The sequence below is a fragment of the Haloleucobacter ellipsoideus genome (assembly GCF_052491725.1).
On sequence record NZ_JBQWAR010000011.1, the window covers coordinates 18,873 to 31,503 of the forward strand.

At 61.3% G+C, this 12,631-nt stretch carries 11 protein-coding genes and 1 tRNA gene; 4 read left to right on the top strand and 8 right to left on the bottom strand.

All coding sequences use genetic code 11. The features are described 5' to 3' along the window. Both ACT6QG_RS01280 and lipB read right to left on the bottom strand, forming a co-directional pair. The gene (locus tag ACT6QG_RS01280) at positions 1–1,041 is read right to left on the bottom strand and encodes a tetratricopeptide repeat protein (RefSeq protein ID WP_444975792.1); all 1,041 of its coding nucleotides are present in this window, start codon (positions 1,039–1,041) and stop codon (positions 1–3) included. Between the two features lie 493 nt (positions 1,042–1,534). Beyond that, positions 1,535–2,254, bottom strand: coding sequence for a lipoyl(octanoyl) transferase LipB (gene lipB, locus ACT6QG_RS01285; protein ID WP_444975793.1), 720 nt, complete (start codon positions 2,252–2,254; stop codon positions 1,535–1,537). A 200-nt stretch (positions 2,255–2,454) separates the two neighbouring features. Between lipB and ACT6QG_RS01290 the strand changes: the two genes are divergently transcribed. Further along, positions 2,455–2,539: transfer RNA gene (locus tag ACT6QG_RS01290), tRNA-Leu, on the top strand. Positions 2,540–2,985: 446 nt separating this feature from the next. Here ACT6QG_RS01290 and ACT6QG_RS01295 read toward each other — a convergent pair. The 3 genes from ACT6QG_RS01295 to ACT6QG_RS01305 form a co-directional block, all read right to left on the bottom strand. Further along, positions 2,986–3,339 carry a hypothetical protein gene (locus ACT6QG_RS01295; protein ID WP_444975794.1) on the bottom strand — a complete coding sequence of 118 codons (354 nt, stop codon included), beginning with the start codon at positions 3,337–3,339 and terminating at the stop codon, positions 2,986–2,988. 71 nt (positions 3,340–3,410) lie between these two features. Then, positions 3,411–4,160: an SH3 domain-containing protein gene (locus ACT6QG_RS01300; RefSeq protein WP_444975795.1), complete on the bottom strand. Its 750-nt coding sequence runs from the start codon at positions 4,158–4,160 to the stop codon at positions 3,411–3,413. Positions 4,161–4,380: 220 nt separating this feature from the next. Beyond that, on the bottom strand, positions 4,381–6,246 hold the full coding sequence (locus ACT6QG_RS01305; RefSeq protein WP_444975796.1) for an extracellular solute-binding protein: 1,866 nt from the start codon (positions 6,244–6,246) through the stop codon (positions 4,381–4,383). 227 nt (positions 6,247–6,473) lie between these two features. Between ACT6QG_RS01305 and ACT6QG_RS01310 the strand changes: the two genes are divergently transcribed. Beyond that, positions 6,474–7,178: an invasion associated locus B family protein gene (locus tag ACT6QG_RS01310; RefSeq protein ID WP_444975797.1), complete on the top strand. Its 705-nt coding sequence runs from the start codon at positions 6,474–6,476 to the stop codon at positions 7,176–7,178. A 186-nt stretch (positions 7,179–7,364) separates the two neighbouring features. On the opposite strand, the gene hspQ is transcribed toward ACT6QG_RS01310, so the two are convergent. From hspQ to ACT6QG_RS01325, 3 genes are all read right to left on the bottom strand, one after another. Further along, complete coding sequence (gene hspQ / locus ACT6QG_RS01315) at positions 7,365–7,667, bottom strand: heat shock protein HspQ (protein WP_444975878.1); 303 nt, start codon at positions 7,665–7,667, stop codon at positions 7,365–7,367. A gap of 445 nt (positions 7,668–8,112) precedes the next feature. Then, on the bottom strand, positions 8,113–9,153 hold the full coding sequence (locus tag ACT6QG_RS01320) for an HpcH/HpaI aldolase/citrate lyase family protein (protein ID WP_444975798.1): 1,041 nt from the start codon (positions 9,151–9,153) through the stop codon (positions 8,113–8,115). A 126-nt stretch (positions 9,154–9,279) separates the two neighbouring features. Continuing rightward, positions 9,280–10,458: a UbiH/UbiF family hydroxylase gene (locus tag ACT6QG_RS01325; RefSeq protein WP_444975799.1), complete on the bottom strand. Its 1,179-nt coding sequence runs from the start codon at positions 10,456–10,458 to the stop codon at positions 9,280–9,282. Between the two features lie 233 nt (positions 10,459–10,691). Here ACT6QG_RS01325 and ACT6QG_RS01330 point away from each other — a divergent pair, with 233 nt between their 5' ends. Next, positions 10,692–11,456, top strand: a complete 765-nt coding sequence (locus tag ACT6QG_RS01330; protein WP_444975800.1) for a TerC family protein — start codon at positions 10,692–10,694, stop codon at positions 11,454–11,456. A 121-nt stretch (positions 11,457–11,577) separates the two neighbouring features. Beyond that, entirely contained in the window at positions 11,578–12,552 is a 975-nt protein-coding gene (locus tag ACT6QG_RS01335; RefSeq protein ID WP_444975801.1) for a quinone oxidoreductase family protein, read from the top strand. Positions 12,553–12,631 lie beyond the last annotated feature (79 nt).

Genomic DNA, 12,631 nt, shown 5'->3' on the forward strand with positions numbered 1-12,631 from the left:
TTACGCCTCTGCTTCGTCCAGGGGCATGCTGGCGCGTCGCTTGGCGGCTGCACGCTCCTCAGGGCTGAGAGTGGGCTCAACCATGGCCATGAATTCATCCGCAAGCGGGCTCTTGCCCGCCTTCGCGCGCAGAAGCCACGCATAGGAGGCCACGCGGTCCCGCGGCAGGCCCACGCCAGAATGATGCGCCGCGCCGAGCATGGCCTGCCCATCCACATCACCAGCCTTGGCGGCCTTGGTCCACCACTGCACGGCTTCGGTAGGATTGGCTGCAAGGCGGGCTGTGGGAATGCCCTTATAGGCAATCATGCCAAGGCGGGTCATGGCAGATGCCACGCCCTGCTCGGCCGCAGCCAGCGCCCAGCGGCGTGCTTCCACCATATTGGCAGGCACGCCATTTTCGCCATTCAGCAGAAGCCAGCTCAGCATGTCCTGGGAGAGCGAATCCCCGTCCGTGGCCGCCTGACGATACAGTTCGAGGGCGCGTGCAGCATCCTGCGGCCCGCCCTGTCCCTTCAGGCAGAGATTTGCGAGGTTGCGCCGGCCGACAGGGTCTCCATCCTCGGCGGCAAGCTCAAGCCACTGGCGGGCCAGCTCATAATCCTGCTCGACACCCAGCCCATCGATGAAGCAGGCACCGATATTGTTCTGCGCACGGCTATTGCCGGCGCGGGCCAGCGGCTCCCAGATCGAGAGTGCTGTTTCATAATCCTTCGCCTGAACGGCCGTGAGGGCCTCCTGCATCAGGGCCTCTGTGGGGTCGGAATCATCCTCTTCCGTCTGCTCCGGAAGGTCAGGGTTCTCGATCGGCGCTTCCTGTCTGGCCTCGGCCAGCGGAATGACATTGCCGAGGTCGATTTCAAGAGCGCGTTCCAATTCCTCTTCCAGCTCCAGCGTAATATCCTCAGGCGAAGGCGCGGGTGCGGAAGCCCGCTCGCGCGGCGCGAGAATCGGACGACCTTCCTCGGTCTCGGCCTGCTGCGCCGTATCTGGCGCAGAATCCTCTCCAGACTTGCCCTTGAGACGATCCAGCCAGCTCATCAGGCTTCTCCCGGTGTATCGTCCATCGGCACAGGCCGGATGGCGCAAAGTGGGGCCGGCATGAGACGGGCAGATGGAGCGGGCGTGAAAGGCATCAGCCCCGCATGCGCAAGAGACCCAGAAAGAATCATCATGCTTTCCTCATCAAACCCGGAACAGTCCAGGCCAGCGAAACAGGTTTACCCCAAGGGGCAGTGAGCAATGCGACTCACTGACCATGGAGCTGGGCAGCGAATCCAGACTAACCCCTTCTGAAACACACGAAAACCGGATCTCTCATCCTTCGTGGCGCATTTCAGGGCCGGGGCCTGTCTGTGTCGAGCCTGTCATGGTCCGGTCTTTGGAACCATAAGCGGGCATCAGCACTCCAGATCCACATATGGCGCCGCAGAAGGTTTCGCCCATGACTGAAACCGGAGCCGGGCACCATGTGAGGTCATCATCCCGTCTGTATGTGAAATTTTCGTTTGTATTTTGACGAAAAGGACCTGTTTCACACAAGAGGCGGGGCAAGAACCGTGGGGCCGAACACCTCCTCGAAGGCGACGCGTAAAACGGCATCCACCTCGGGCATGGTCACGGGCAGGCCCAGATCGGCAAAGCTGGTCACGCCGTGTTCCCGCACGCCGCACGGCACGATGCCCGTAAAGTGGCTGAGGTCTGGCTCCACATTCAATGAAATGCCGTGGAAGGTGACCCAGCGCCGCAAGCGTATGCCAATGGCGGCGATCTTGTCCTCCGCCCCATGGCGGGGCACCCAGACGCCGACACGGTCTTCCCGTCTTTCTCCGGTGATGTTGAAGGCGGACAGGGTGCCGATCAGCCAGCTTTCCAGCGCGCTGACATAGCGGCGCACATCCGGGGTGCGGCGCTTCAGGTCCAGCATCACATAAGCCACGCGCTGCCCGGGCCCATGATAGGTGAACTGCCCCCCGCGGCCTGCCTCGAAAACAGGGAAGCGCTGATCAACCAGATCTTCCGGCTGGGCGCTGGTGCCGGCGGTGTAGAGGGGCGGGTGTTCCAGCAGCCAGACGGCTTCGGGGGCCGTTCCATCCGCGATTGCGGCAACGCGCCGGTCCATCGCCGCAAGGGCATCCGGATAAGGCACGAGTCCCTCGCTCACGCTCCATTCCACAGGAGCCGAGGCGGCCGATTGCGGGAAAAGAGTGGCGGCGAGACTGTCCCGCGTGGGGGCGGAGCTGGCTGAAGGCATGCTGGCTAAACTCATGGAGGCAAGGGATAAAGCATATATCCGGCACGTCCAGCCCCCCATGTGGAGATGCAGTCATCCACAGGCTGAGCTCTCTTTTGCTTGTGAGACGCCTCAGGACTTGTAGCGCGAGAAGTGATCTGTTAGACGATGGCTCCTGTTCGGGACGGCAGCGCTGAAGCGAACAGATCATATCACTGACTGCGGTCGTGGCGGAATTGGTAGACGCGCTAGCTTGAGGTGCTAGTGGGGAGACCCGTGGAGGTTCGAGTCCTCTCGTCCGCACCAGTGTATGTGAAAACAGGCGGCCTTGTGCCGCCTTTTTTCGTTTCTGGGGGGCTTTTCGTTTCTGGCGTGCCATGCCGGGAATATCGGGCGGGTGCGCACTGCACCGTGCTTTTCTGTCCACCCCTATGCTCTTCCCAATCTTCTACAGCCTGCTTCTCCATTTTTGTGGATGAGGGCTCAGGGGCAGGAATCAGCCGCTTGATTCCCGGCTGCCCGGAATCATGGGCACCCGCCTGTTTTGAGTTTCCGGCACCGTCCCGAATCTGGAAAAGCCGGAATCGCATCATTCCCGTGGCCACACATATCGGCCTGCAAGTGCTTTAAAGCGGCGCTTTAGTGCGGACAGGGCAGGGGGAGGCCGGCCGCCAGGCACAAAAAAGCCCGCGCCCCTTAAGGGTGCGGGCCGATAGAACAGAGCAGGGGTGTTTCACTCCTGCCCTGAAAAATCACTTGGTCTCTTCAGGAGCGCCAACCAGACCCTTGACGGTGCCGGTTACGCCGCCAACAGCGCCACCAACCACGGCGCCAACCGGGCCGGCAGCCTTCTCACCAGCGGCAGCGCCGGAAGTCACGCCATCCTTGGCGCCCTTCACCGTGCCGACAACACCACCAGCGACGCCGCCGACAGCACCGCCAACCGTGCCACCCACTGCGGAGCCGACCGGGCCAGCCTTTTCACCCGCAGCAGCGCCCTTGGTGGCGCCATCGGCAGCACCCTTGACGATGCCCTGAGCCGAGGCGGCGACGGGAGCAAGAGCGAGAGCAAGAGCAGCAGTGCCTGCCAGAATAGTCGTCTTCATGGCCGATCCTTTCCAATTTGATGCCCTGCATGAGCGCCACTTAATAACGGCGATCATGAGGCGATCAGCGCTCATCGTCCGAGCGCCTTGGCATAGACATAGCCTCGCTGGCCTCCGCTTTCCACCTCGCACCATCCCTTACACCCATAAAGTGTAACCTGCGTTCCTTTTCCCAGCGTCGTCAGCACCTTGCCATTTGTGGTCGGCCGGGCGCGCAGGCGTGCGGAGCTCGAAATGCGAATGGTGCGTGCACTGCCGGAAGCCGTTGAGGAGCGGCCACTCTCACGCGCCTCATCCAGTGCGGCGATATCCGACATGGGTTCATCATCGGGATTATAGGAGAGTTCATCCGGCGGAAGCGGGTCGGCCGAGACCTGAAGAACGGAAGCGGGAGTTGGCATGATGCGGGCTGCCGCCGAGGGGCGCGGGGTGATGGAGCCGGTCTCATCCACATCATCTTCCATCATGCTGGCCGGGGGCACCAGCGCGGCCACCGTATGCGCCGCAACGGGGCTCTGGGTGGAGATGTCGACCTTCGCGGCCACGATGGTTCCGGGCTCATCCGAAGGTTGGCTCAGAAGGCCGAAAACGGTTGCGGATGCCAGAAGGGCGACGGCCAGCGTACTGCCGACAGCGGGCCAGAAAATATTGTGATTCTTGCAGGGAACAGGCGGCTGAAGGGTGCCTTCCGGCTTGCGCGGACCCATCCCAAAGCGCGGCTGGATCGCCTGAAGTGCGGGCAGGGGAGATGCCGCAGCAACTGCGTTATTGCCGTAGGCAAAACCTGCCCCGTTCAGCCTTTGTGGGTGGAGGGCCACCATCGCACTTACCTCTTTCCAGAACCGCTTTCTGGCAAAGAGGTATCGGCCGGCAGTTGATGTTTGGTGAAGCCGAAAGCGCTGGCCGGCCGGTCGTCAGCGGAAGAATGTACGCAAATTCAATTGGTTGCCGAGATTCATGATTCCCCGTTCATGATGAATGGGCCATCTGTACGGTTTGAATTTCCTCTTATGGTTAATCAATCCCTCACATGCCGCGCGCTCAGTTTTCCTCCGCACGCCACCATGTTTCGGGCAGGGTGCCATAGAGCGAAGGCATTTGCGGATGCTGGATCCTGGTCCATCTCGCCAGCCACTGGCCGGGGGTGTGGAACAGCGGCACGGCATAAGAACCGGAGATCAGCAGACGATCGACCATCCGTGCGGCTGAAACAAACTGCAGCTCGTCCTTGGAGGATATGAGGGCAGCAATCGCGGCATCCAGCGCCGGGATTCGCGCGCCCATATAGTTGCGGGAGCCGGGCGTGTCGGCGGCGACCGAGCCGAAATAGAAGGCCTGCTCATGTCCCGGCGAAAGAGACTGGACCCATGTGAAGGGCATCATGTCGAAATCAAAATTCTTGCGCCGGCTGTAGAACTGCACGCTGTCCACATAGCGCACCTGTGCCGTGATGCCGGCCCGGCGAAGCTGGCTGGCATAAGCCAAGGCAAGGCGCTCATGGTCCCGTGTCGCAACCATGATTTCAAACTGAAACGGCTCTCCAGTGCCTACCTTCACCAGCGCGCGGTTGCGCAGAATCCAGCCGGCCTCCTCAAGAAGGCCGAGAGCAATACTGCGCCGTTGCCTGTCCCGCCCCGAACCATCTGAAACGGGGGGCAGATAGGTGCCATCCAGCACGTTTGGCAGAATGGTGTTGGGAAATCCGTCCAGCAATTCCCGCTCGTCCGCATCTATGGGGCGGTTGAGGAATGAGAGGGAGGAGCCGTGAAAGAAGCTGCCGGTGCGCTGATAGAGGCCGTGATAGAGATTGCGATTGAGCCATTCGAAATCGAACAGCTCGATCAATGCCTTGCGGACGCGGATATCGGCAAAGATCTCGCGTCTGGTGTTGAAGACCAGTGCTGAATAGGGCTTCGGGGTGCCGGTGGGAATGGTCTCGCGCTTCACCTTTCCCTCGCGCACCGCGGGGAAATCATAGCCGGTGACCCAGCGGGTCGGGTCCGTTTCGAATCGCGCGTCGATCAGGCCCTTGCGGAAGGCCTCGAATTCCGTATTGCCATCGCGGAAATAGACGTAACGGATTTCGTTGAAATTATAGAGGCCGCGATTGACCGCCAGATCCCGCCCCCAATATGCGGGATCACGCTTCAGCGTGATGCGTGCGCCGGGATCGATCCCGTCCAGGCGGTAGGGGCCGGAGCCGATGAGTGGCATCATGCCGGTTTCATCAAATCTTTCCGGGTCGACCCCCTTGGTCGAAAATACCTGCATCAGGCCCATGATGAGCGCGAGTTCCGGGTCCGGTTCGGAAAAGGTGAACCGCACCGTTTGCGGATCCGGTGCTTCCGCCTTTGCGATCTTGTTGTAGTAAAGGCGGAAATTGGGACGCCCCTTCTTGCGCAGAAGGTCAAAGGCCGCCAGCACATCTGTACTGGTGATGGGCGTGCCATCAGAAAAATGGGCCTTGGGGTTCAGCCTGAACTCAACGAAGCTGCGCACCGCGTCTGTAGTCACGCTTTCGGCCAGCAGGGGATAGAGCGTGAAGGGCTCATCATAACTGCGCACCATCAGCGGTTCATACACGAACTTGCCGAGGGAGGAGGGGGCCGTGCCCTTCACGATGAACGGATTGAGGCTGTCGAATGTGCCGAGCTGGGACAGGGTCAGGGTCCCGCCCTTGATGGCATCAGGGTCGGCATAGGGAAAAGAGCGGAAATCCGGCGTCAGGGCCGGCTGGCCATGCATGGAAATGGCGAAGGAGGTGAAGATGCCATTTCCGGGCGCTTCATGCGTCTCGGCGGCTGGCGGCCTGGCCTCTTCGGCATGAACGCTCTGGCTGGCCGAAGGCATGCCGCCTGCCGAAAGGGCAAGCAGGGCGATCATCAGAGCCTTGAAACCATATTTCATCAGAGCCCTCGTCCGGATCATGCTTCTTTCGCGCGAATCGAGAGAATGTCGTGTATTGGCCTCATTTATCGGCAAATAACACGCCTTGCATGTTTAGAGGATCACGGTTACGGGAAATGCCTCCGTTCCGCCTCAATTGATGATGAGAGAGCCGAAGTTGAATCGGGGCTGACGCACTGCCGTGACAGGATATGCGGGCAGCGGAAAGCACCACAGGAAAGGCCACAATGACCAAGACCCATTCCATCGCGCAGCTCAAGCTGGGGTTCATTGCAACGCTGTTCTCGGTAGCGCTTGCGGGGCCGGCCTTTTCCCAGACAGCGCCGGCGGCCCAGGGCGCAGCTCAGGGAAATGCTGAAGAAGAGAAGGTGAACTTCACGGCTTCTCCCTGGCAGAAGATCTGTCAGGAAAATCCGCAGAACAAGAAGAAGGTCTGCGTGCTCAGCCAGATCCTGGGCGTCGAGGATCAGGCCATCGCCAAGGTTGACCTTGTCGAAATGGAAGGTGAGCCCAAGAAGCGCCTGAATGTTTCCGTGCCGCTCGGCATGCGTCTTCAGCCTGGCATGCGCATCACGCTCGACAAGGATCCGATCGCCATTCCGTTCGTGATCTGCCAGCCCATTCAGGGCGGCGGCGCGACCTGCCTGGGTGATGTGGAAGTCACCAATGATTTTGTGGCCAAGCTCAAGAAGGCCAATGCGGTCTATCTGCAGATGGTGAACGGCCCGGGCCGCACCCTGAGCCTGCCGATTTCCAACGGCGATTTCGGCAAGGCTTATGACAGCCCCGGCGTGGATGCCAAGGTTGCCATGGAGCAGGAGCAGAAGCGCATGGAAGAGGCCCGCGCCAAGCAGCAGGCCCTGGAAGAGCAGAACAAGGCCGCCCTGATGAAGAAGGGCCAGGAGCTTGAGCGGGCCCAGTCCGGCAAGTGATCCTTCTCAAGACGTGATCTTGCTGTGAGATGGCTGGCGCGGGTTCGCCCCGTCAGTCATCTGCACGGGCGCTGTGCGGTTTCAATGCTGTGGCTGCCCCGGCTTTTGAGCGATATGAACAGAAATGGCGTGCCTTGGAAGGCACGCCATTTGTTTTTCAGATGATGTTGAAAGTGCCTGAAAGCGTCAGTTCAGGCGAATCGGGTGAATGCGCCACATTCCCGCGGCATCCTCGCGCAGGGTTTCGGCCACCTTGGGGTGACGGACAGGTTCACCTGAAATATCCCGCTCCAGATTCTGCTCGGAAACATAGGCCACATATTCCTGCTCCGCATTTTCTGCGTACAGGTGATAGAAGGGCTGGTCCTTCTGCGGGCGGATATGTTCGGGAATCGAGAGCCACCATTCCTCGGTATTGCCAAACACCGGATCAACATCAAACACCACGCCCCTGAAGGGGAAGTGCTTGTGGCGCACAACATCGCCCACATTGAACTGGGCCTGCCGGACGAGAGGGCGCTCAAGACCAAGGTCTTCCTCTGCGGGAGAAACTAGAGCCTCGCTCAGCGCATCGCGCTCATTGGTCACGAGAGGGCTCGTTCCCGTCCTGTAGATCCCCATGGCCGCCTCCTCTCGTGCAATCCTGATGGTGCACTGAAGTGCCAGCAGGTGTGAGTGTGATGGATGTCGGCAAAATAACCATTTTTCTGCATATGCGAAATGGAAAACTGCGCGGCCCATTCCGATGATGGTTTTTCCAGATCAATCCGGAAGGCGGAAATGCAAAAAAGCGGCATGAAAGCCCGCATGGATTTCAGAACATATATGTGCAGCTGAAGTCTGCTTGCCCTCAGCCTCTCATGCCGGGCGATGGCAAATAAAAGACGTGCCCGGCCCATATCATTTCCGCTATGGGCCGGGAAAAGTCATGGCTTCAGAGATTGTAGACCTTCGCCAGATCCGCATCCTTCGCGGCCACGATACGGGCCAGGTCGACAATGACCTTTGCCTGCTTCCATGTGGCGTCATCCTGCATCTTGCCGTCGATCATCACCGCGCCGGCACCATTGGGCATGGCTTCGAGGATGCGCAGGGCAAATGCGACCTCGGCCGGATCGGGGGAGAAGACCCGCTTGGCAATCTCGATCTGTGTCGGGTGCAGGGACCATGCACCCACGCAGCCTTGCAGGAAGGCATTGCGGAACTGGCTTTCGCATGCGGCAAGATCGGCAAAATCACCGAAGGGGCCATAGAAGGGCTTGATGCCATTGGCCATGCAGGCATCCACCATGCGGCCAATGGTGTAGTGCCACAGATCCTGCTGATAGGCGGCGCGGGCCTTGTCGCCGTCGGGGTCGGCAAGCACCTGATAATCGGGATGTCCGCCACCCACACGGGTGGTTTTCATGGCGCGGGAGGCGGCAAGGTCTGCCGGGCCAAGGCTCATGCCATGCATGCGCGGGGAGGCGGAGGCAATCGCCTCCACATTGTTCATGCCCTCGGCGGTTTCCAGAATCGCATGGATGAGGATCGGCTTGCCAATGGCATGCCTCGCCTCAAGCTGGGCGAGAAGCTGGTCGAGATAGTGGATGTCCCACGGCCCATCCACCTTGGGCAGCATGATGACATCCAGCTTGGCGCCGACAGCGCCCACAATTTCGGTAATGTCGTCCAGCACCCACGGGCTGTTGAGGCAGTTGATGCGGGTCCACAGGCCGGTGGTGCCGAAATCTGTGGCGTTCGCCATCTCGATGAAGCCCTTGCGCGCGGCTTCCTTGGCATCCATGGGGATGGCATCTTCGAGATTGCCCAGAACCACATCCACCTGCCGGGCGATGTCCGGCACCTTGGCGCGCATTTTCTCGACATGCGGGGGCACGAAGTGAATCATGCGCTCCAGCCGCACGGGCAGTTCGCGGTAGGGTGCCGGTGCGCCGATGGCCAGCGGCTTGAAGAATTGACGTGGAAGCTTCATGCGTTTCCCCTGATCTCCCCGTGTGGGCTGCGCCCATTATCGCGGATGGTTATGGTGGCAGTGCAGCATAGCTTGCCGCATTGCGCAATCCGCAGAAATGCTCCCCGGCCTCATACCTTCGCCGGTTCAGGCCGCACGCTCGCCCACGCCCATGCGCATCAGGAAGCGGCGCAGCGGGCCGACGCGGTCGAGCATATACATGCCAAACCCGCGCGCGCCCTGAAGGGGCAGGAAATCCGAGAGCAGAGAGCGATTGAGCAGATCCACCGCGCGCATGCGGCCTTCAATATCGCCGCGCCGCTCGCGCTCATACTGGCTCAGCAGGTCCACCGCGCCGACATCCTGCCCCTTGCGGGCGGCCTGTGAGACGAGGCGAACGAGAACATCCGCATCACGCAGGCCGAGATTGAGCCCCTGCGCCCCGATTGGCGGCATGATGTGGGCCGCCTCGCCCACCAGCGCAATGCGCGGCGCATGGAGGGAAACGGCCGTCTCTGCCCCAAGAGGGAAGCTGCCGCGACCCGGCAGCATGGTGAAGGCGCCCAGAATGGAAGAGGCCCGCCGCTCCATCTCCTGTGCAAGGGCGGTGTCATCAAGGCTCATCAGGTGGTGGGCATCACTTTCCTTCACCACGCACACGATGCCGGAGCGATCACCCGAAAGGGGGACGAGCGTGAAGGGGCCGGTGGGCGTGTGAAATTCCGTGGAGGTATCTTCATGGGGGCGAGTATGGGCAACCGTCGCCGTGAAGGCCACTTGCGGGTAGGCGTGGCTGCGCAGTGAAATGCCGGCGGTTTTCCGCACGATGGAAGAGCGCCCGTCTGCGCCGACCACCAGACGCGCAAGAACCGGCTCGCCCTCTTCCAGATGAAGGGTTGCCGCATCCGGCCCCACTTCAAGGCTGGTGACCGAGGTGCGCAGCAAGGTGAGGGTCTCATAGCCCTGTGCCGCCTCCAGCAGAACATTGCGGAGCTTGTCATTCTCCAGATTGTATCCGAAAGCCTCCAGCCCGATCTCGGCGGAACGGAAGGTGACCTCCGGCGCGCGGACCAGCCTTTTGGTGGCATCGGCAATGCGCATGTCGCGTAGGGGAGCGGCCTCCTGGACCAGCTTGTCCCAGACGCCAAACCCCTCGAGAATCCTTACGGAGCCATCCAGCAGGGCCGTGGTGCGGTGGTCCGCCCTGCGTTCGGGGCCGGTGATGAGGGCCGTGGAAATGCCTTGTGCCAGCAGGCCAAGCGCGGTGGCAAGGCCGGCCGGGCCTGCGCCGACAACCGCGACATCATGGATCTTCCGCGCTGTCATTTCATCCTCCCACGCTCTGGCTGCACAGCCGATAGCCGGAGCCCATGCCTCTTGGCAATGGCTGTTCCACGGGCCTGCGGCTCCGGGCCGGTGCATGCGCGCCATTCTAGACAAGGTTCGATACTTTTGCGCGCGGTCTCTTGCCTCAGCATGGCAGACGTGCACGGCCGGAGGCTTGAAGCTGTAGCTCAACGGCGCAAGAAATGAACCGGTCACCGCAGGGGGGATGACAGATGCTGGAAGTGTTCACGTCTCCGGAAGCATGGGCGGCGCTTGTCACCCTCACCGCCATGGAGATCGTGCTCGGCATTGATAATGTCGTGTTCATCTCGCTCGTGGTGCAGCGGCTGCCCGCACGGGAGGCGCTCAGAGCCCGACAGATCGGCCTGTCCCTTGCGCTTGTGCTGCGCATCGGCCTGCTGTTTGCCCTCACATCCCTGATCGGGATGCGGCAGACGCTGTTTTCCGCTTTCGGCCATGACTGGTCCTGGCGCGACATCATACTCGCCTGTGGCGGTCTGTTTCTCATCGCCAAGGCCACCCACGAGATGCACATGGCGATGGAGGATGCGCCGGAAGAAGATGGCAGAGCCGATAAATCGGGGCAAATGCGCCATCATGCCGGGCGCGCCTTTGCATGGATCATTGGGCAGGTGGTGATTCTGGATCTGGTCTTCTCGGTGGATTCCATCCTCACGGCCATCGGCATGGCGCAGCATCTGGAAGTGATGATCGCGGCTGTCATCATTGCCGTATGCATCATGTTCGTGGCTTCCGGCCCGCTTGCCGCCTTCATCGCCAGCCATCCCACCACCAAGATGCTGGCCCTTGCCTTCCTGCTGCTTATCGGCGTCACGCTGGTGGCGGAGGCGTTCGGGGTGGAAATTCCCAAGGGCTATATTTACGCCGCCATGGCCTTTGCCGTGGGGGTGGAGGTGCTGAATGTGGTGGCCTCGGGCCGCCGCGCGCGGTTGCGGATGGAGCGAAAAGGCAAATAGTGCCGGGCGTTCCGCTCCCCCTTTTGGCAGGGTGCTTGCGGGCCGTGGCCTCATCATATGATCATGGCCGCAGGCGGCAGAGATCCGCCAGATCTGACACACACAGCCAGAGGGCCGGATCATGGTGCATGCAATTCGGGTTCACCGCACGGGCGGGCCGCAGGTTCTGACCTGGGAAGAGGTTTCCGTACCAGCCCCCGGGCCGGGCGAGGTGCAGATTCGCCATAGGGCGATTGGCGTCAATTTCATCGACACCTATTTCCGCTCCGGCCTCTACAAGGCGGCGAGCCTGCCCTTCATTCCCGGCAATGAGGGGGCGGGGGAGGTGGTGGCTGTCGGCCCCGGCGTGGAAGGCTTCCATGAGGGGGACAGGGTCGCCTATGCCAGCGCTATTGGCGCATATAGCGAGGTGCGCAACGTGCCGGCCGCCATGCTGGTGCATGTGCCCGATGCGATTGATGACAATACCGCCGCGGCCATGATGCTGAAGGGGCTGACCGTCCGTTATCTGGTGCGACGCACCCATGTGCTGAAGCCTGGAGACACCATTCTGCTGCATGCGGCGGCTGGCGGGGTTGGCGCCATTCTCACCCAGTGGGCCAAGCATCTGGGCGCAACGGTGATCGGCACGGTCGGCTCGCGGGAGAAGGCCGAGATGGCGCGGGCCAATGGCGCGGACCATGTCATCCTCTACCGGGAAGAGGACTTCGCGAAGAAGGTGCGGGAGATCACGTCCGGGAAGCTGTGCGATGTGGTCTATGACGGGGTGGGGCAGGCAACCTATCCCGCCTCGCTGGATTGCCTGCGTCCACTCGGTCTCTGGGTCAGTTTCGGCAATGCCTCCGGGGCGGTGAAGGATTTCGACCTGCTTCTGCTCTCGCAGAAGGGGTCTCTCTATGCCACGCGTCCAACCCTCAACACCTTCGTCGCCAAACGTGAGGAACTGGTGGGGGCGGCGAATGAGCTGTTCGAGGTGGTGATTTCCGGGGCGGTGAAAATCCCCGTTCACCAGACCTATGCCCTGAAGGATGCAAGGACTGCCCACGAGGATCTTGAAGGGCGCAGAACCACGGGCTCGACCCTGCTGCTGCCCTGAGGCTTGCGGGGCCTGTGTCGCAAAAAGGCCATTGCGCGGTGGAACACTTCCACAGTGCAATGGCCATGTGGCATCCACA

Bases quoted from the DNA above. Each gene is read 5' to 3' on its own strand.
- ACT6QG_RS01310 (WP_444975797.1), top strand. From the start codon at position 6,474: ATGACCAAGACCCATTCCATCGCGCAGCTCAAGCTGGGGTTCATTGCA.
- ACT6QG_RS01295 (WP_444975794.1), bottom strand. From the start codon at position 3,339: ATGAAGACGACTATTCTGGCAGGCACTGCTGCTCTTGCTCTCGCTCTT.
- ACT6QG_RS01320 (WP_444975798.1), bottom strand. From the start codon at position 9,153: ATGAAGCTTCCACGTCAATTCTTCAAGCCGCTGGCCATCGGCGCACCG.
- ACT6QG_RS01325 (WP_444975799.1), bottom strand. From the start codon at position 10,458: ATGACAGCGCGGAAGATCCATGATGTCGCGGTTGTCGGCGCAGGCCCG.
- ACT6QG_RS01280 (WP_444975792.1), bottom strand. From the start codon at position 1,041: ATGAGCTGGCTGGATCGTCTCAAGGGCAAGTCTGGAGAGGATTCTGCG.
- ACT6QG_RS01330 (WP_444975800.1), top strand. From the start codon at position 10,692: ATGCTGGAAGTGTTCACGTCTCCGGAAGCATGGGCGGCGCTTGTCACC.
- lipB (WP_444975793.1), bottom strand. From the start codon at position 2,254: ATGCCTTCAGCCAGCTCCGCCCCCACGCGGGACAGTCTCGCCGCCACT.
- ACT6QG_RS01300 (WP_444975795.1), bottom strand. From the start codon at position 4,160: ATGGTGGCCCTCCACCCACAAAGGCTGAACGGGGCAGGTTTTGCCTAC.
- ACT6QG_RS01335 (WP_444975801.1), top strand. From the start codon at position 11,578: ATGGTGCATGCAATTCGGGTTCACCGCACGGGCGGGCCGCAGGTTCTG.
- ACT6QG_RS01305 (WP_444975796.1), bottom strand. From the start codon at position 6,246: ATGAAATATGGTTTCAAGGCTCTGATGATCGCCCTGCTTGCCCTTTCG.